16 protein-coding genes are annotated in these 17,746 nt (G+C 46.5%); all 16 read right to left on the reverse strand.

What is annotated here, in order from left to right; genetic code table 11:
- Positions 1–136: 136 nt before the first annotated feature.
- Complete coding sequence (locus DESDI_RS12415; RefSeq protein ID WP_015262963.1) at positions 137–1,093, reverse strand: bifunctional riboflavin kinase/FAD synthetase; 957 nt, start codon at positions 1,091–1,093, stop codon at positions 137–139.
- 81 nt (positions 1,094–1,174) lie between these two features.
- Positions 1,175–2,059 (reverse strand): tRNA pseudouridine(55) synthase TruB, encoded by an 885-nt coding sequence (truB, locus tag DESDI_RS12420; RefSeq protein ID WP_015262964.1) that lies wholly within the window; start codon positions 2,057–2,059, stop codon positions 1,175–1,177.
- Complete coding sequence (locus tag DESDI_RS12425; protein ID WP_015262965.1) at positions 2,046–3,020, reverse strand: DHH family phosphoesterase; 975 nt, start codon at positions 3,018–3,020, stop codon at positions 2,046–2,048. The genes truB and DESDI_RS12425 overlap by 14 nt, the downstream gene beginning before the upstream one ends.
- A complete protein-coding gene (rbfA, locus tag DESDI_RS12430) occupies positions 3,010–3,387 on the reverse strand; it encodes a 30S ribosome-binding factor RbfA (RefSeq protein ID WP_015262966.1) in 378 nt (125 codons plus the stop codon). The genes DESDI_RS12425 and rbfA overlap by 11 nt, the downstream gene beginning before the upstream one ends.
- Before the next feature lie 23 nt (positions 3,388–3,410).
- Positions 3,411–6,230, reverse strand: coding sequence for a translation initiation factor IF-2 (gene infB, locus DESDI_RS12435; protein ID WP_015262967.1), 2,820 nt, complete (start codon positions 6,228–6,230; stop codon positions 3,411–3,413).
- Between the two features lie 43 nt (positions 6,231–6,273).
- Positions 6,274–6,570 carry a L7Ae/L30e/S12e/Gadd45 family ribosomal protein gene (locus DESDI_RS12440; protein WP_015262968.1) on the reverse strand — a complete coding sequence of 99 codons (297 nt, stop codon included), beginning with the start codon at positions 6,568–6,570 and terminating at the stop codon, positions 6,274–6,276.
- Positions 6,567–6,833 carry an RNase P modulator RnpM gene (gene rnpM / locus DESDI_RS12445; protein WP_015262969.1) on the reverse strand — a complete coding sequence of 89 codons (267 nt, stop codon included), beginning with the start codon at positions 6,831–6,833 and terminating at the stop codon, positions 6,567–6,569. The genes DESDI_RS12440 and rnpM overlap by 4 nt, the downstream gene beginning before the upstream one ends.
- Before the next feature lie 9 nt (positions 6,834–6,842).
- Positions 6,843–8,291: a transcription termination factor NusA gene (nusA, locus tag DESDI_RS12450; protein WP_015262970.1), complete on the reverse strand. Its 1,449-nt coding sequence runs from the start codon at positions 8,289–8,291 to the stop codon at positions 6,843–6,845.
- A 61-nt stretch (positions 8,292–8,352) separates the two neighbouring features.
- Positions 8,353–8,811, reverse strand: coding sequence for a ribosome maturation factor RimP (gene rimP / locus DESDI_RS12455; RefSeq protein WP_015262971.1), 459 nt, complete (start codon positions 8,809–8,811; stop codon positions 8,353–8,355).
- A 273-nt stretch (positions 8,812–9,084) separates the two neighbouring features.
- Positions 9,085–9,906 (reverse strand): TIGR03915 family putative DNA repair protein, encoded by an 822-nt coding sequence (locus DESDI_RS12460; protein WP_015262972.1) that lies wholly within the window; start codon positions 9,904–9,906, stop codon positions 9,085–9,087.
- Positions 9,885–11,192 (reverse strand): putative DNA modification/repair radical SAM protein, encoded by a 1,308-nt coding sequence (locus DESDI_RS12465; RefSeq protein ID WP_015262973.1) that lies wholly within the window; start codon positions 11,190–11,192, stop codon positions 9,885–9,887. Before DESDI_RS12465 ends, DESDI_RS12460 begins: the two co-directional genes overlap by 22 nt.
- 208 nt (positions 11,193–11,400) lie before the next feature.
- The gene (locus DESDI_RS12470) at positions 11,401–13,128 is read right to left on the reverse strand and encodes a proline--tRNA ligase (RefSeq protein WP_015262974.1); all 1,728 of its coding nucleotides are present in this window, start codon (positions 13,126–13,128) and stop codon (positions 11,401–11,403) included.
- Positions 13,128–14,213, reverse strand: a complete 1,086-nt coding sequence (gene ispG / locus DESDI_RS12475) for a flavodoxin-dependent (E)-4-hydroxy-3-methylbut-2-enyl-diphosphate synthase (RefSeq protein ID WP_015262975.1) — start codon at positions 14,211–14,213, stop codon at positions 13,128–13,130. Before ispG ends, DESDI_RS12470 begins: the two co-directional genes overlap by 1 nt.
- Before the next feature lie 12 nt (positions 14,214–14,225).
- Complete coding sequence (gene rseP / locus DESDI_RS12480) at positions 14,226–15,290, reverse strand: RIP metalloprotease RseP (RefSeq protein ID WP_015262976.1); 1,065 nt, start codon at positions 15,288–15,290, stop codon at positions 14,226–14,228.
- 105 nt (positions 15,291–15,395) lie between these two features.
- Positions 15,396–16,538, reverse strand: a complete 1,143-nt coding sequence (locus tag DESDI_RS12485; protein WP_015262977.1) for a 1-deoxy-D-xylulose-5-phosphate reductoisomerase — start codon at positions 16,536–16,538, stop codon at positions 15,396–15,398.
- A gap of 107 nt (positions 16,539–16,645) precedes the next feature.
- A complete protein-coding gene (gene ytvI / locus DESDI_RS12490; protein WP_015262978.1) occupies positions 16,646–17,743 on the reverse strand; it encodes a sporulation integral membrane protein YtvI in 1,098 nt (365 codons plus the stop codon).
- Positions 17,744–17,746 lie beyond the last annotated feature (3 nt).

The following is a 17,746-nucleotide window of genomic DNA, read 5'->3' on the forward strand; positions in this document are numbered from 1 at the left end:
CGCCTGCTGCCCAGGGTTGCGACGGAGAACGCGATCCCGAGCGAGCGGTTCACATGTTCTCATGTATTTTACAAGATAAATTACAATTTGTAAAGTTATAGCGAAAATAAACCCAAGAAAATCCTTAGCAGCAACATTAAGTGGCGCTAAGAGACTGATGGTGTTCGCTAGTAATGCCGTGTAGCCTTCTCTTTACTTCTAAGGCGTCCCGCTCAAGCTGCATCTTTAGTTGTTCTATCTCAGAAAATTTCCTCTCGTCACGAATTTTTTCTTCACAGAACACGGCAAGCTCTAGACCATAGATATCTCCGCAGAAATCAAAAAAATGAACTTCTACAGTTAGGGCATATTCCTCATGGAAAGTAGGCTTCATTCCTATGTTCATCATGCCTTGCACAATCTGCCCCTCAACCTCAGCCCAAACTGCATAGACCCCCCGTTTGGGGACAAGTAAATCATCGAACACCTTTAGATTTGCTGTGGGATAGCCTAATTGACGTCCACGTTTTTCGCCTTCCACCACAATCCCACAAAGGCTATGTGTTCTACCCAATAGCCTCTTGGCCACTAACATATCTCCATTAAGCAAAGCCTTACGGATGGCTGTGGAAGATATCACTTTGCCGTTAAGAGTCTGAGGTTGTAGCACGCTGACCTCAAACCCGTATTCTTGACCGTAACGCTGTAAATCCTCAGGTGTCCCTTTACCAAAGACTCCAAATGAATAGTTAAAACCCACGACAAGATGAACTACATTGAGCTTGACGAGGATGTCTTTGACAAACCCCTCAGGAGAGGTTTCTGCCATCTCCTTTGTGAAAGGCATTAGATACACTCGATCCACACCCATTTCTGAAAATAAGCGTATCTGCTCCTTTTGCGTCGTCAAAAAACCCATGACACGCTCCGGGAATAGCAATTTCAATGGGTGGGGTTCAAAAAGGAGAACTGCAAGCTCCACCCCTTTTTGAGTTGCTTGATATAAACCGCTTTGCAATAAGCGTTGATGTCCCAAATGCACTCCATCAAAATTCCCCAAGGCCAGCACACACTGGCTTTCATGGCTTGATGGAAATTCTCGTATGATTTGCATATATCCCAACCTAACTTTACCTTAGTCGATACATTATTCTCATTCTTTAAAGGGTGGTTAAAAAAGATGCATCGAAATCCGTTAAAAGACTTTGTGAGGACATAGTTGCTGCTCTCTCCAAATGCCTATCCCTAAAAAGTTCCCTTCACTAAAGACTTGGACTTCCATTCCTTCATCATCTTGAGTCATCTCTTCAACTTGATTCTTCGCCGTAGAAAGCCCATTGCGGAAAGCTGCAGCTCGCTGGGGAGGCAAACTCACACGCGGTAAGTCCAAAGCTTTCGGTAAAGGAATCAAAAATGAATAATCTTCTCTTTCCATACACGCTTGGATTGCCTCAAGGGATATACTGTCTTCTATACGAAAAGGTCCTGAGCGGAGTCGAACAAGGCCTGACATATGGGCTCCACATCCTAGGGCTATTCCTATATCATGACAGAGTGTTCGTATGTATGTCCCTTTTGAACAATCGACTTCAAAGACAGCTTTGGGAAATTCTCCCGCCGTCCATTCCTCAAGTTCAATCCGATCGATGTGAATTTCTCGGGACTTTCTCTCTACTTCCACCCCTTGACGAGCCAATTCATAAAGACGTTTCCCCTGATACTTTACGGCTGAATACATAGGAGGAATCTGTTGAATCGGACCACTAAAGTCCGAGATGATGCGTTGGAAATCCTCCTCGCTTACTTTGGCCGGTTTTATAGTTATTTTTTGACCTGAAGCATCCTGCGTATCGGTTGTGATCCCGAAGGTTATTTCACAATGGTAGGTTTTCCCTTGATTGGTAAGATATTCTGCTAAACGAGTTGCTTTCCCCACGCAGATAGGCAATACACCCATTACATCGGGATCTAGGGTACCCGTGTGCCCAATCTTACGGGTGCTTAGTATCCTCCGCAAGCGAACGACGACATCAGAGGATGTCATACCCACTGGTTTGAGAACATTACTAACTCCGTCCAAGCGCCAGCTCCTCCTCAATTGTCTGCAAAAGAAGCTCCTTAGCCTCTTCTAAGGGCATTTCAAGGGTACATCCCGCAGCCCGCTTATGTCCTCCGCCACCAAAATGACTGGCAATCTTATTCACATCAAACCAACGATTAGAGCGGAGGCTCACTCGAATAACGGCATTGACTTCTTTCAGCAGCGCCGCTACTTCGACCCCTTCAAGGGTCCTCGCATGATCGATAAGGCCTTCGCCCAAGCTTTCCTCCGCACCGATTTCTTCAAAATCAACCTTGTGCAAAGTCATCATGGCAAACTGTCCTTGCGCTAAAACCTGCAACTGATTCAGGCCACGACGAAGCAGCTCGAGTTTTGCCAGAGGAGTTCTGTCAAATACATGATGATGGATATCCCCAAAATCAATTCCTGAATCCATCAACTCTCCGGCGATCTGATGGGTCTTCGATGTGGTGTTTGAGTACTTAAAAGATCCAGTATCCGTCAGAATCGCTGTATACAGATTTGTCGCAATGTCTTGGGATAACTTTACCCCAAGCAAGCGAATCAACTCATAAGCAATTTCACCGGTAGCACTAGCCTGGCTATCAACCCAATTAATATGGCCAAAATTCTGATTAGATATATGATGATCCAAGTTCAAAATTAGGGAGTCTGCCGGAAAATCTCCACTTTCCAGATTAACTCGCTGCAGGTCCGTACAATCCACAAAAAGCAAAACTTTGGGGAAAGGAGCAGGCAACTCTGTTCTCATCTTTTTCACTCCAGGTAAAAAACCCAGATTCCGAGGAATCGGGTCGGAGTTATACATATAAACTTCTTTTCCTAAAGCTTCTAAGGCTAAGCCCAGCCCCAGCGTCGAGCCGATACAATCTCCATCAGGGGAAACATGGGAGAAAAGCGCCACTCTCGACGCTTTTCTTAACTCCTCAGCCATTTGGTTAGCGATTCTATTCGTCATGGGATTCGCCCTCAATATCGGGTTCCTCATGCTTTACCCCTCGGAGTAGTTGTGCAATATGAGCTCCATGCTCGATGGAAGTATCATATTTGAACACAATTTCCGGCGCATAACGCAAGCGGATCCTTTTGCCGATCTCACTGCGGACAAATCCCGCCGCACTTTTCAAGGCATCCATAGAGTCCTTGGCTGCTTGAGAATCACCTAAGACGCTAATATAGACTTTGGCACTGCCAAGATCATCGGCAACTTCGACACTAGTTACAGTGACAAAGCCAATTCGAGGGTCTTTAAGATCTTCCCTAATTAACTGAGATATTTCGTGTTTCAAGGTCTCTGCGAGTCTATTCGAACGATGTTTAGCCATGTGATCTCCCTCCATAGGAGTGATTATAGTTGTCTCTTAACTTCTTCCATGATAAAGGCTTCGATTATATCTCCCTCTTTGATATCATTGAAGTTCGCTACCCCAATACCGCATTCATAGCCTTCCATAACCTCTTTAGCATCATCTTTAAAGCGTCTTAGAGATTCCAACTCGCCTTCATGAATAACGATACTATCGCGAATCACACGAACCTTAGAGTGCCGTGTAATTTTCCCGTTGAGGACATAGGATCCAGCCACTGCTCCCACTTTAGGCACCTTAAAGACTTGGCGAACTTCTGCCCTGCCTTGAACTACCTCTTTGAAGTCGGGATCCAGCATTCCTGTCATAGCTGCCTTAACGTCTTCTATAGCATCATAGATGACACGATAGAGGCGCATATCAACCCCTTGCAGTTCTGCTGTAGCTTTCGTATTGGCATCCGGACGGACATTAAATCCAATAATAATGGCATTAGACGCCGCGGCCAGCATAATATCTGTTTCCGTAATGGCTCCTACTCCACCATGGATCGGGTTAACACGCACTTCACTGGTGGACAACCTGAGAAGTGATTGCTTCAAGGCTTCAATTGAACCCTGAACGTCAGCTTTAATGATGACATTCAACTCTTTGACTTCTCCCTCTTTAATTCGATCAAAGAGGTCTTCCAAGCTTACTTTGGAAATCTGCTGTACTTCCTCAGCTTTACGCTCATTGGCGCGTGCTTCGGCAATTTGGCGGGCATGTTTTTCGTCTTCCACAACATGAAAGACTTGGCCGGCAACGGGAACTTCGTTAAGTCCTTGAACTTCCACCGGAGTGGATGGTCCAGCTTTTTTCACCCGGCGTCCCTTGTCATCCACCATAGCCCGAATTCGACCGAAGGTAGAACCTGCCAGAATCATATCCCCTACATTCAGTGTCCCTTTAGCAACCAGCATGGTAGCCACAGGCCCCTTACCTTTATCGAGTTCCGCTTCGATAACTGTTCCGGTAGCGATTCGATTGGGGTTTGCCTTGAGTTCCTTGACTTCAGCTACAAGCAGAATCATCTCCAAGAGCTGCTCTATATTCGTGCGAGCTTTTGCCGAAACGGGAACCGCGATGGTATCACCGCCCCATTCTTCGACCACTAGCCCATACTCCGTGAGTTCTTGCTTCACTCGATCCGAGTTGGCATCTTCCTTATCAATCTTATTGATTGCTACGATAATCGGAACATCAGCCGCTTTGGCGTGATTGATGGCCTCGATGGTTTGAGGCATAACCCCATCATCGGCTGCCACAACAAGGATAGCAATATCGGTTACTTGAGCCCCCCGCGCACGCATAGCTGTAAAGGCTTCATGGCCTGGGGTATCTAGGAAGGTAATCTTTTGGCCTTTGATCTCAACCTGATAAGCACCAATATGCTGAGTAATCCCACCGGCTTCAGACGCTGTGACGTTGGCTGCCCGAATAGCATCAAGAAGTGAAGTCTTGCCATGGTCAACATGCCCCATAACTGTAACAACGGGAGGACGAGGGCTCAAATCAGCCTCATCATCAACAATCTCTTCAATTACCGAGATTGGCTTCTCTACCTTAACTTCAACCGTTACTCCCATTTCTCCAGCGATAATAGTTGCTGTTTCTGAATCAATCTCTTGATTGATAGTTGCCATAACTCCCATGTCCATCAACTTCTTAATGACTTCCCCAGATTTACGGCTCATTCTCGAGGCCAATTCTTGAACTGTAATACTCCCCGGAATGACGATATGCTTAGGCGCTGTATCGCGAACTTCTCGTGGTGCATGTTTCATATGACGTTTATTATTTCGCGGCGAACGCATTTCCTTTTCCATCTCTTTTTTGCGTTCAAAACTGCGATCTTGTGGTTTCTTTTTATCGCCAATTTGACGTTTAGGCGGTTGTTCTACGGCTGGTGCACTGGGGGTCGCAGGTGGTCTTTGAGGTGGCCTTTGTCCTTGAGGTCTGCCATCCATTCCCGGACGTTGACCTTGTGGATGACCTTGCATTCCTGGCGGACGTTGTCCCTGTGGACGACCATCCATACCAGCCGGGCGTTGTCCTTGCGGACGGCCTTGCATTCCTGGTGGACGTTGTCCTTGCGGACGACCTTCCATTCCTGGTGGACGCTGTCCCTGCGGACGGCCTTCCATCCCAGGCGGACGTTGTCCTTGCGGGCGGCCTTGCATTCCCGGTGGACGCTGTCCTTGCGGACGACCTTCCATCCCAGGTGGACGCTGTCCTTGCGGACGACCTTCCATCCCAGGTGGACGCTGTCCTTGCGGACGACCTTCCATCCCAGGTGGACGCTGTCCTTGCGGACGGCCTTCCATTCCTGCCGGACGCTGTCCTTGCGGACGGCCTTCCATTCCTGCCGGACGCTGTCCTTGCGGACGGCCTTCCATTCCTGCCGGACGCTGTCCTTGCGGACGGCCTTCCATTCCTGCCGGACGCTGTCCTTGTGGACGGCCTTCCATTCCTGCCGGACGCTGTCCTTGCGGACGGCCTTCCATTCCTGCTGGGCGTTGTCCCTGTGGACGGCCTTCCGTCCTTGGTGCTTGTGAACTAGCTACCTGTGAAGAATTGCCACGATCTCCTTCTTCTGAACCTTGAACCGGGCTACTCTTCTCCTGCGCTGGTGCAGATTTTCCAGAATCCGAAACTTGTTCTTTACTTTGTGGCTTTTGAGTCCGTAGCTGATTGGCTTCTGCATTTTCTACGGTACTCAAATGGTTTTTTACATCTACACCTATAGTTTTCAGGCGACTCATCACTTCTTTACTGCTTAAATTTAGTTCCTTGGCTAATTCATGAACACGTATACTCAAAATACCACCCCCACATATTCAGCACGTATAATCTTTCCAGGCGTCAACTCCTTATCTTTAAGATGGCCTTAGCAAAGCCAACATCCATTACCAAAACCGTAGATCTCGGGGAAAGCCCGATAGCCACTCCTAACTCTAGTTTAGTTCCAATAATCATAACAGGCAAGCGCAGGTCTTCAGCCCACTGTTGATACTTTTTATGTGTTCCTTGAGCATCCTCTGCCAATATAAGAAGATGTCCCTTCCTTTTTTTCAGCATAGCCTCAACCTGTGATTCACCAGAGGTGATTTTTCCCGCTCTTCTGGCCAGACCTAAGAGTGAGTAGATTCGATCTATCACGAACCGCCCAACTTCCTTTCTAATTCCTCAATCACTTGAGGAGATAGCTCAAGTTCCAGGGCTTTCTGGAAGCGTTTCCCTTTAACTGCCGCTCTGAAGCAATCTACTTGCAGGCAAATGTATGCGCCACGTCCATTCCGTTTGCCAGTGGGGTCAAGCTCTACAGTTCCTTCCGGTGTACGAACTACACGGATAAGATCCTTCTTCGGTTTCATTTCTTGACAGCCCAAACACATTCTCTGCGGAATTTTGCGTGTCTTCATAGCATTCACCTACCTTTTTCCTTTGCTTTTTTTCTTATTCTCCTTGCGGCTGTTTTTCTCATCGGCCTCAAAGTATTTTTGCATTGACCGGTCTCGTTCTGTCAACTTTTCTTCCTTATTTGCCTCTGTGTAAGTAATAACCTCTTCAGAATTGGCCACTTCCTCTATAGCCGGTACTTCATAGCCCTCACCCTCACTGTAGGGAAGATTCCCAGCGACTGATCCAGTAGACTCTGTATACACAGCTTTCTCGTCGTAAGCTAACTCATCCTCATAGTCCTCTGAGTACTCTGGGTTTTCCACGTATTCTGCATTCTCATCATATTCCTCGTAGTCATCATATTCTTCATAATCTTCGTACTCATATTCGGCGAATTCGTCATACTCCTCGTATTCACCATTCGTCTCAGGAATAAGATTCTGAGCATAAGCTTGGGTTTCACTCTTGATATCGATCTTCCAGTTTGTTAATTTCGCGGCTAAGCGAGCATTTTGCCCTTCTTTACCGATCGCCAAGGATAGTTGATAATCAGGAACAACCACTAGGGCGACTTTTTCATTAGGTTTTGGATAAACACCAATAACTTTAGCTGGGGAGAGGGCATTGGCTACGAATTCCTCAGGATAGGTTGAGTAATTCACAATATCAATCTTTTCGCCCTTTAATTCTGTGACAATGGTTTGAACACGACTACCCTTTGGCCCAACGCAAGCCCCTACAGGATCTACATTAGGATCTCTAGAAAATACGGCGATTTTGGAACGGGCACCGGCCTCACGGGACACTCCCTTTATTTCAACTAATCCATCATGGATTTCCGGTACTTCTAACTCGAATAACCGTTTAATTAGCCCTGGGTGAGTACGTGATAGCATGACTTGCGGCCCTTTGGTGGTTTTCTTAACTTCAACCACGTAAGTTTTAAGCCGCTCATAGGGTTGATAAGTCTCGCCGGGTATTTGCTCTTGGGCTGTTAAGATAGCTTCTACCTTGCCTAAGTCCACAATCACGTTTTTCTGGTCATAACGCTGAACAATCCCAGTGACGATATCTCCTTCTCGATTGATGTATTCATCATAAATCATGCCACGTTCTGCTTCGCGGATTCTTTGGACAACGACTTGCTTAGCTGTTTGTGCGGCAATGCGCCCAAACTCTCGAGGAGTAACTTCGTATTCTACTATATCATCAATCGCATAGTTGGGCTCAATCTTACGGGCATCTTCTAAACTCACCTGAGTCCTTGAGTCTTCAACGTCTTCTACGACATTTTTGCGAGCAAATACCTTAAACTCACCGGTTGCTCGGTCGATATGTACTCGGACATTCTGTAATGAAGCAAAATTTTTCTTGTAGGCAGATATCAGAGCCGCTTCAATCGCTTCAAACAAAATATCCGCTGAGATCCCCCGTTCTTTCTCCAATTCATGGAGGGCCTCAATGAACTCCATATTCATTTTTTATTCTTCCCCCTTATATTAAGTTTAAAAACATTATCCAACAAAGTCTCAGGTATACTTAGAATTCAAAGGTCAAATTTGCCTTCTCTACTATGGTTCTAGGAATGACTACTTTTTCCTTTTTATACTCAAGCACGATGTCCTCTTCAATCAAACCTACAAGATACCCGGTAAATTCTTGATATCCCTGAAAAGGTTCCTTGGTCAGCACGCGTACCAGTTTCCCATTAAAACGTTCAAAGTCTTCATCCTTCTTCAGTGGACGTTCCAATCCCGGTGAAGAGACTTCAAGCATATAAGCCTGGGTAATGGGATCTTTTTTATCTAGAACTTCACTCACTAAATGACTTACATTCGTACAATCATCGATATCGACACCATTTTCTTTATCGATGTAAATCCGGAGATACCAATGGGCACCCTCCTTGACATATTCGATATCAACCAGTTCAAGCCCCTGTTCGGTTATAACCGGAGTAATAATCGCCTCAACTTGCTCTATAATGGATTTTCCCATAGCCATCCTCCTATTATTTTATAACCACTATCACTAGTGTTGCGAGGTTACGGTGAGTTATACAAAATAAAGGAAAGAGTGGGTTCAAGACCCACTCCTTTTCTGCACATAAATTTCTCTTCATTACACTATAGCATATAGCATGAGGTTGTGCAAGGCATTTCACCATTTCATGCGAGCATAGATTTGGCTTATTCATAATTAGTAGCAAGCTCTTGTTATTGAATCCCATGAAGTCTTGCCAAATTTAGTCTTGCTCGGTGTCCAGCGAGCCTAATGTCGCCTCATTAGCGTTCTTTCCCCTTGGAGCTTATCTTCTTTAACTGCCCCTACCTTGGCTTTCTGCTCAGGATAAAACTCCGTCAGATGCTTCCAAAAGCGTTTTGGCATGAAGTTCATCCGGCAACGGGGGTTATATCTGCTCTCAATAGCAATCGTATTATAGAACTGCTGCCATAATCGGCGATATTCTGCCTCTTTTTCCTCCGGCTCCGGCAATTCCCAATCTTCAACATCGACAATTTCCATTCGACCTGCTTGATGAATGAGAGCGGCTTTATGTGTCTTGTCGAAAATCATAAAGACTTCATTGCCGAAACGGTTGGAAAAGTGAGTCGCTAAAAGTGGCAAAACAAAATTACGGGGTTCGATTATGGCGATTAAACCTTCGTTATAAACGGAAAAACGGACGAATCCTTTGAGGCGATGGCTTTCGAAGGTTAAGTTATGCACTGCTTTCTGCAAGGCGTTCACATTATCATCGGTCAGCATCCCCGTGACCTTCCCGCCCACCTTGTAACCCAGCCTTAGGAAATAGAAAATCAAACGTTCTTTGTGCGAAGCACAGGTCAGGAAAGCAAGTTTCACCATCTCTTGCGCTTCCAGGGATATCTTAATGGGGATGGAGTCATACACCCGATGAGCCTTATGGGAATCCGTCTCGATGTATTTGAGAGTATCAAAGAGGCCGGGTTGACCTTCCGGTGGGAGAATTTCGAGAGGAATTTCTTTTCGCTCATAGCTTTCGAATACGCAGCATAGGAGTCCCTCAAAGCTTCCATCATATTTGTAGACTAGAGTTGACCCGTCAAACACTGAACCACATCCTCTCGAGAAATGGGCGGATCTTCAAACAAGGATAGCTGCTGGGGAACTTGAGAAGGTAGACTGGCGATGACGCGCTCAGACATTAAGGCTTGCATCACATTATGGGGAGCTAATTTAAGTCCTTCAAGGGTTTTTCCTTTGCAAAGAACAAAGTACTGAGCACGCTTCAGCACAACACCCAATTTCTTTAATCCGGTGAAATCAAGGGGGGATATTTTCCGCGCCCGCAAAATCCGGCGGGCACTAGTGACACCGATGCCCGGTACACGCAGAAGTATTTCATAAGGAGCTTGGTTGATCTCGACCGGGAATTGGTCCATATGATTAAGGGCCCAGTTGCACTTGGGATCGACCTGCAGATTAAAATTCGGATGACTTTCATCCAACAATTCTTGAGCTTGAAAACCGTAGAACCGCAAGAGCCAATCCGCTTGATAAAGCCGATGCTCTCTCATCAACGGCGGTTTGGCTGAAGCGGCGGGCAATAGACTGTGTTCGGCTACCGGGATGTAGGCCGAGAAAAAGACCCGTTTCAGCTGATACTTATTATAGAGCCCTTCCGCTAGAGTCAGAATCTTATAATCCGTATCCGGTGTCGCACCGACGATGAGCTGAGTACTTTGGCCGGCCGGGACGAATTTCTGAGCATGGCGGTATTTGATCAGATCCGTAGAATTCTCTGCAATTTTACCTTTAATAAGGCCCATCGGTCGGAGAATAGACTCCTTGCTTTTGTCGGGCGCCAAAAGTCTTAAGCTTTCCTGTGAGGGAAGCTCGATATTGATACTGACCCGGTCTGCCAGATACCCCAGCCGGGTCAAAACTTCATTATCGGTACCGGGGATCACCTTGACGTGAATATATCCGGCAAATCGGTATTCTTCGCGCAACAGTTCTAAAGTACGAATCAAAAGCTCAGAAGTATAGTTAGAATCTTTAATGACTGCCGAGCTTAAAAATAACCCCTCAATATAGTTGCGACGATAAAAGTTAATCGTAAGCTCTGCAAGCTCACGGGGGGTAAAGGATGCTCGAGGAATATCATTGGAGCTGCGGTTGATGCAGTATTTACAATCATAAACGCAGAAATTGGTCAGTAAAACTTTGAGAAGAGAGATGCACCGTCCATCGGCCGCAAAGCTATGGCAGATTCCAGCGGCAGCTGCACTGCCAATGCTTCCTGAGCTACCCTTCCGCTCCACCCCGCTGGAGGTACAAGCCACATCATATTTTGCCGAATCTGCCAGTATGGTCAGTTTATCAAATATGTCCATCTCCATCCCCTCCATCAAGATAAGAATATACCAGAACATATATTCTTTCAAGGGGGGATTGTGTGTTCTTTTAGCGTTTTTAAAGGCGAGTACTATCAGCAGACTGCTGGTGCTCTAAAAAGTATAGGAACATATCCTAATAAAAAAAATAGCTCCTACATCAAGATGTTGGAGCTATTTCTATTGAATCTGATATTCTACGAAGGACTTACATTTTACTTACTGCTTCTTGAATAATCCCCTGCACTCGTTTCGCTAGCTCTTCGACCTTGACGAGTTGCATTTCTCCGGTCTTGCGATCACGGAGCTCAACTTCCCCATTGGCGAGAGTTTTGCTTCCCACGGTGACCCGCAGGGGATAGCCGACAAGGTCCGCATCCTTGAATTTCACGCCCGGACGCTCATCCCGATCATCAAGAACAGCCTCTACCCCGAGTTTTTGAAGCTCTTGGTATAGCTTTTCGCCGGTTTCACGAACTTGCTCATCCTTCATACTCACTGGGACCACAATCACATGATAAGGAGCGATAGGGATAGGCCAGATGATTCCATCTTTATCATTGTTTTGCTCGATGGCTGCGGCCATGGTACGGCTGACTCCGATACCGTAGCAACCCATGACACAAGGGTGCTCGGCACCATTCTCATCCAAGAATACGGCGTTGAGGGCTTTCGAATACTTTGTTCCCAGCTTAAAGACTTGACCGACTTCGATGCCTCGTGCTTCTTTGAGCGGGCTACCACATTTGGGACAGGGCTCCCCTGCTTCCACCATGCGCAGATCAAGAACCTGATCGAAACGAAAATCCTTCTCTGGCACAGCATCCACATAATGCTTGTCCTTTGCATTGGCACCACAAACAGCCTTAGTCATCAGCGGCACTTCCAAATCAGCCACGACCCTTAAACCCTTCGGTGCGCCTATGGGGCCAACAAAGCCCGGTTCGCAACCCAGTTTTTCGAGTACAGCTTCGGGGCTGGCCAACTGCAAGTTGATAAAGGGGCCAAGGGCGTTGTTCATTTTGATTTCGTTGATTTCCCGGTCGCCGCGAACGAGGACGAGGAAGAGCTTATCATCACCTTGATAAAGAAGAGATTTTACAAGATCGCTCTTTTTCACACCCAGGAATTCTGCCACCTGCTCAATGGTCTTTGTTCCTGGTGTATCTACACTTCGGCAATCACCGATCGGAGCATCACTGGCTACAGTCGTGGGCTTGCATTCAGCCTTCTCCACATTGGCAGCATAATCGCAATCTGGGCAATAGACAACGGCAGCCTCTCCTGATTCAGCCAAAACCATGAATTCATGCGTGCCACCTGTACCACCGATGGCTCCGGCATCTGCCTCAACTGGGCGGAAGGTTAAGCCGCAACGGGTAAAGACACGAGTATAAGCGTCGTACATTTTTTTATAGCTCTCGGCCAAGCCTGCTTCGTCCCGGTCGAAGGAATAGAGATCCTTCATAATAAATTCCCGACCACGCATTAAGCCAAAGCGAGGACGTCGCTCATCCCGGTATTTGTTTTGTATCTGATAGAGAAGCAGGGGCAATTGCTTATAGGAACGGATTTCTCCCCGCACTAGATCGGTGATGATTTCTTCATGGGTTGGTCCAAGGCAAAATTCCCGATTATGGCGGTCATTAAGGCGCATAAGTTCCTGTCCGTAAATATCCCAGCGACCGCTCTCCCGCCAGAGCTCGGCTGGCTGAATAATTGGGAGTAAGACTTCTTGTCCTCCCTTAACATCCATTTCTTCTCTAACGATTTGCTCAATTTTACGCAATACACGTAAGCCTAAGGGCAAGTAGGTATAGATACCGGCAGCGGCTTTACGAATTAACCCTGCCCTTACCAGCATCTGATGACTAACAACTTCCGCCTCGGCAGGAACCTCCCGCAGGGTCGGATTAAGGATTTGGCTTACACGCATCAATGTTCATCCTTTCCATACTGTTTCACATAATTCTCGATTTCTTGGAGCAAAGCGGGTAGTAGTTCTTCTTCCGATAAACGGGCGACAATTTCTCCTTTTTTAAAGAGCAACCCCATTCCTTTGCCGCCGGCAATACCAAAATCTGCTTCCCGTGCTTCACCGGGTCCATTCACCGCACATCCCATGACCGCAACTTTCAAAGGTCGATCCAAGGGAGGTAAATTGGAGAGCTTGTCCTCCACCTTCTCGGCGAGTTCAGCGAGATTAACCTGCGTCCGACCACAGGTAGGACAGCTTATCAGGTCCACTCCCCTATTTCTTAAACCAAGGACCCTAAGAATCTCTAATGCCATTGGGATTTCTTGAACGGGATCTCCCGTCAGGGAAACACGGAGTGTATCGCCAATGCCTTCAGCTAGGAGGCTGCCGATTCCCACGGCCGACTTCACAACCCCCGAGCGTACGGTTCCAGCTTCGGTGACTCCCACATGAAGGGGGTAATCAACACACTCCGCCATCTTCCGATAAGCCCCCAACATCAGGGGCACATGGGAAGCCTTTAACGATACTTTGATTTTGTCATAGCCTTCTTCTTCGAGCAGGTGAATATGTCCTAAAGCACTTTCCACCATGCCCTCAGCTGTTACACCCTGATATTTCGCTAAGATTTCTTTCTCCAGCGACCCAGCGTTAACCCCAATCCGAATGGGTATTTCTCTCTCCTTACAGGCTCGGACGACTTCTTGCACCTTCCAACGAGCACCAATATTGCCGGGATTTAACCTTAAGCCATGAACGCCTTGTTCTATGGCCAGCAACGCTAACTGATAATCAAAATGGATATCAGCTATCACAGGCAGTGCGCTCTGCAATGCAATTTCTTGGAGAGCATATCCTGCATCACGATCCAAGACCGCAAGACGTACAACCTCACACCCTGCTTTAGCTAAGGCGTGAATCTGAGCTAGGGTACTAGGAATATCTCGGGTATCTGTATTGGTCATGGATTGGACGACGACTGGAGCTCCTCCCCCTATTGTGACGTCACCAATTTTCACTGCTTTTGTCATTTTTCGATTCACATCTAGGCCTCCTTAGCCTTTACCCGAAAAGAGTTTTACGATATCTTGATAGGTCACTGCTAGCATTAAACCCATCAAGAAAATAAATCCCAAGAAATGAATAAAGCTCTGTCGTTCCGGATTCATGGGTTTACCCCTTAAACCTTCGATAAGCAGAAAAACCAGATGACTGCCATCAAGGGCTGGGATGGGAAAAAGATTGAGTAGCCCCAACTGAATACTTAGAATACCGATAAAGCCCAGATAGTTCTCCCAACCTGACTCTGCACTTTGATCGATAGCTTGAACGATAGCCACCGGTCCTCCCAATTCTGCTTTTGTTTCACCCGTAACCATCTGGGCTAAAGTGACAAGAATCAAGCGCGTGAAGCTAACTGTTTGCTTAAATCCATATTGAGCCGCTTCTGAAAGGGAGGCTTTCTCATAGATGACCTCAGGGCTAATACCAACCAGGCCACGACCTGAAGCGGCATCTAACTCCGTCTTGAGGGTTAAGGCTCTTTGTTGTCCTTCATGTTCAATCACCAAGGTAATATCTTTTTCCGGCATCGTATGTATGGCTTGAGTCAAATCATTCCAGGTGGTAGTATCTACCCCATTGACCGATACCACTTTATCACCCGGTTGAATCCCTGCCGCTTGAGCCGGCATCCCTTCAATCAAGGTACCCACCACATTTGTATTATTAGCAGTGGCAATTCCGAAATAGGCAAAGACAATGATAAAAAGAAAAATAGCCAAAACTAAATTCATGATCGGACCGGCAGCAATCACTGACATCCGTTGCCATACTTTTTTATTATTAAAACTACGTGGATCATTGGAGGGAGCAATATTTTGATTCCCATTCTCGTCGAACTCGGCGTCCATGCCATAGAGTTTTACAAATCCACCTAAAGGAATAAGGCGCAGGGAGTAGTTGGTCTCTTTTCCTTTAAAGCCGATAATCTTTGGCCCGAAGCCGAAGGCAAACTCCAGTACCTTGATCCCATTCAGGCGCGCCACAATAAAATGGCCCAACTCGTGAATAATAACCAAAAGCCCGAAGGCGAATACGACAGATAACGCACTAAGCAAACTTATCCCTCCTCCATCCTTATCTTACTGCATTCAGTTTCTAGGTCATACGAGTTTTATATCTGTCATCCTAAGGAAAGAATGACCGAAATATCATACTTTGTCTTACCCAATGAACTCTTCCGTGCGCATCCTGGCCCAATGATCAGCACTAAGTATGGTTTCCAAATCCGTGGCATCTAACACATCATGCTCTGTACACACCCGTTCTACGAGACGTATGATTTCAAGATAGGGTATACGACGAGCTAAGAAGGCATGAACCGCAACTTCATTGGCGGCATTCATGACCGCGGGCAAGGTCCCGCCACGGCGTCCACACGCATAAGCAAGCTTTAAAGCAGGAAAATCGTATTCATCCGGGTCAAAAAATGTCAGGGTTTTTCCTCTTAAATCAAGTCGCTCGAATGGATTAGACCAGCGGGTAGGATAACTTAAAGCATATTGAATAGGCAGGTGCATATCGGGTCTGCCCAGTTGAGCTAAGACACTCCCGTCACAGTATTGCACCATAGAATGAATCGCGCTTTGGGGATGGATGAGCACCTCAATCTGTTCGTAGGTCATGTTAAAAAGATGATGAGCCTCAATAACCTCTAGCCCCTTATTCATCATCGTCGCTGAGTCGATGGTAATCTTTGCTCCCATGGCCCAGTTAGGGTGCTTCAACGCTACCTCAGGAGTTACTTCCTTTAATTTCTCTGCAGACCAACCACGAAAAGGGCCGCCGGAAGCCGTCAAAATGATCTTTTCCAGAGTACGCTCATCTTCTTCTAAACATTGGAAAATAGCAGAGTGCTCACTATCCACGGGAAGAATACGTCGCTTAAGCTTCTTAGCCGTCTCCATGACCAATTCCCCACCAGCAACTAAGGTTTCTTTATTGGCTAAGGCAATATCTTTCCCCGCCTGAAGTGCCGCTAAAGTAGGTTCTAAACCAATGCGGCCACTGATGGCCGTGACAATCGTATCCGGTGCTTCATCGGTAACTGAGCGCAGAAGTCCCTCCATTCCTTGAACGACTTCGACATCTAAATCTGCCACCCTTTGTTTTAATTCTCGGGCTGCTTTATCATCCATTAAACCGATAACTCGAGGTTTAAACTGCCGGGCCTGGCGTTCAACTTCCTCGGCATTTCTGCCCGCTGCCAATGCATAAACCTCAAATTTCCCTGGATTTTGACGGACAATATCTAGGGTTTGTGTTCCTATAGACCCCGTAGAGCCTAAAATTGTCAACCTCTTCACACGATCACTCCTTGGGAGTCATTCCTAATTATTTATCTAAACTATGTACCTAAGCCCCACCGCTCCTATGGACGGGGCCCATATGCGTCTAAGTCCCGCTCAATACATTATTTCTTGAGAAAACCTGCTTTTCTGATGGCCTCATAAACAATCACTAACCCCGGCCCTAGGATCAAACCCAAACCACCCAATAGCTTTAAGCCCACATACATGGAAATGAGGGTGGCCAAAGGATGGATGCCAATATTTTGAGACATGACTTTGGGCTCCAACAATTGTCGGATTACCGTGGCGATTAGATAGAGTACTAAGAGCTTAATACCCTCTGATACCGACCCTAAAATAAATAAGCCAACGATCCATGGTATAAATACCATGCCCGTTCCGACAATGGGAAGCAAATCTAAGAAAGCTGAAATGAAGCCAATGGTAAAGGCATAGGGATTTCCCATCCACACTAAGCCAACCGTCAGTATAACACCTGTCACCGATATGAGAATAGCTTCGGCACGAACAAATCCCACAACTGCTACACCCAAATCACGACTTACGGATTGGGCACCGGGCCTCCAACGACCGGGAAGCAAACTACCAAAGAAGCTCTTCACCACCGGATAACTTGCACTCATAAAGAAGGTGGCCACAACGGAAATTACTAAGACAATAAACACTCCAGGCAAGGCAGATATGAAATTCAGCAGAAGCAGGCTTCCGGTGAGCGCCCAACCCTGCAAGGAATCCATGAGTCCTTGCGTTGTATTATTAAGGGTAATTTGGACTTGTGGGTTGAGCTGGATAAAGTTCTCAACCGTATCAAGAATATTATTAAAGATAGTTACCATATGGCCATAGCTTGGTAGAGAAACAGCCAAATCCGATAGCTCCGTATAAAGACGAACAACGATTAAAAAGAGCACACTGCCTATGCCCAATATGGCAATCAGCAGGGCAAATAGGGTTGCGATGGGTCTGCGAACTTTCAAGCTAAGCATAAACCTTACGACCAGAGGTTCCAGCAAAAGCGCTATAAAGAACGCAATCAAAAATGGCAAAAATGCCGATATAAGACTGCTCATGAGTTCACTAAAGACTGGCATAAACTCTTTAAAGAAGAAGGTAACAACTTTAAGCAACACTAACACAAAAGTAATCACCGCTAAGCGATTAATATTTTGCTTTAATTTCTGCTCACCCTGAAGGTCCACACA

It is taken from the genome of Desulfitobacterium dichloroeliminans LMG P-21439 (genome assembly GCF_000243135.2).
In the GTDB taxonomy this organism is placed as follows: Bacteria; Bacillota; Desulfitobacteriia; order Desulfitobacteriales; family Desulfitobacteriaceae; genus Desulfitobacterium; species Desulfitobacterium dichloroeliminans.

What these genes read in the sequence shown, in the direction of transcription:
- DESDI_RS12465 (WP_015262973.1), bottom strand. Translation starts at nt 11,192, where the DNA reads ATGGACATATTTGATAAACTGACCATACTGGCAGATTCGGCAAAATAT.
- DESDI_RS12415 (WP_015262963.1), bottom strand. Translation starts at nt 1,093, where the DNA reads ATGCAAATCATACGAGAATTTCCATCAAGCCATGAAAGCCAGTGTGTG.
- rbfA (WP_015262966.1), bottom strand. Translation starts at nt 3,387, where the DNA reads ATGGCTAAACATCGTTCGAATAGACTCGCAGAGACCTTGAAACACGAA.
- DESDI_RS12425 (WP_015262965.1), bottom strand. Translation starts at nt 3,020, where the DNA reads ATGACGAATAGAATCGCTAACCAAATGGCTGAGGAGTTAAGAAAAGCG.
- nusA (WP_015262970.1), bottom strand. Translation starts at nt 8,291, where the DNA reads ATGAATATGGAGTTCATTGAGGCCCTCCATGAATTGGAGAAAGAACGG.
- rimP (WP_015262971.1), bottom strand. Translation starts at nt 8,811, where the DNA reads ATGGGAAAATCCATTATAGAGCAAGTTGAGGCGATTATTACTCCGGTT.
- DESDI_RS12470 (WP_015262974.1), bottom strand. Translation starts at nt 13,128, where the DNA reads ATGCGTGTAAGCCAAATCCTTAATCCGACCCTGCGGGAGGTTCCTGCC.
- rnpM (WP_015262969.1), bottom strand. Translation starts at nt 6,833, where the DNA reads ATGAAGACACGCAAAATTCCGCAGAGAATGTGTTTGGGCTGTCAAGAA.